1 protein-coding gene is annotated in these 933 nt (G+C 45.8%); it reads left to right on the top strand.

Annotated features, from left to right (window positions below):
• The coding region (locus AAA952_RS22290) for an IS110-like element ISSba19 family transposase (protein ID WP_338259707.1) at nt 1–933 on the top strand (933 nt) is incomplete at both ends.

Raw genomic sequence — 933 nt, 5'->3', positions numbered from 1 at the left:
TGTCGATAAAGCAGGCAAGTTAATCAAAAAGAAAATGCTTAGACGCAAGGACTTACTTCCCTTTCTTGCTCAAATTGAGCCGTGTCTGATTGTGATGGAAGCCTGTAGTGGGGCAAATTATTGGGCCAGAGAATTTGAGCTGTTGGGCCATAACGTCAAGCTAATCGCACCTCAATTTGTGGTGCCTTTTCGGCAAGGTAATAAAAATGACTACAACGATGCCTTAGCCATCGCTGAAGCTGCGCAGCGACCCAGTATGCGGTTTGTAAAACCCAAAGGCGTCGCGCAACAAGATGTACAACTGCTTCACCGCATGCGTGAGCGTTTAAATAAACAATCAACCGCCTTAATCAATCAAGTCAGAGGGATGTTAGCGGAATACGGCATTGTGATAAACAAAAGTAAATCGGCTTTTAAAGTACAGTTCCCAGATATTTTAGCGGATGAAACCAATGCGCTGACCACCAAAGGTCGGGCCATTTTTTATCAGTTATATGAAGAATTTAGTGATATAGAAAAACGGCTTAAGGGTTGTGACGTTCAAGTGCTCACTGAAACTAAAAACAATGTGATTTGCCAGCGGTTAGAGACTATCCCTGGTATTGGCCCAGTCACCGCTACAGCCTTTTATGCGGCCGTCGGTGATGGTAAAGATTTCAGTAATGGTAGACACTTTTCAGCTTGGTGTGGCTTGGTTCCCAAGCAACACAGCAGTGGAGGTAAAGATAACCTCCTTGGAATAAGCAAGCGGGGAAATGCTTACTTACGTACCCTGTTCATCCACGGCGCCAGAGCCGTGTTGCAACACAGTTGTCATAAACAGGATAAATTTAGTTGCTGGGCAATCCAGTTAGCAGAACGCCGAGGTTTTAACCGAGCCTGTGTAGCCGTCGCCAATAAACTCGCGAGAATGGCATGGGTTATCGCGGCGCA

Origin of the sequence: Shewanella sp. M-Br, from assembly GCF_036245925.1 — a bacterium.
In the GTDB taxonomy this organism is placed as follows: Bacteria; Pseudomonadota; Gammaproteobacteria; order Enterobacterales; family Shewanellaceae; genus Shewanella; species Shewanella oncorhynchi.
The sequence above is the reverse complement of the archived record's forward strand: the minus strand, read 5'-3'. Positions and strand labels throughout refer to the sequence as shown.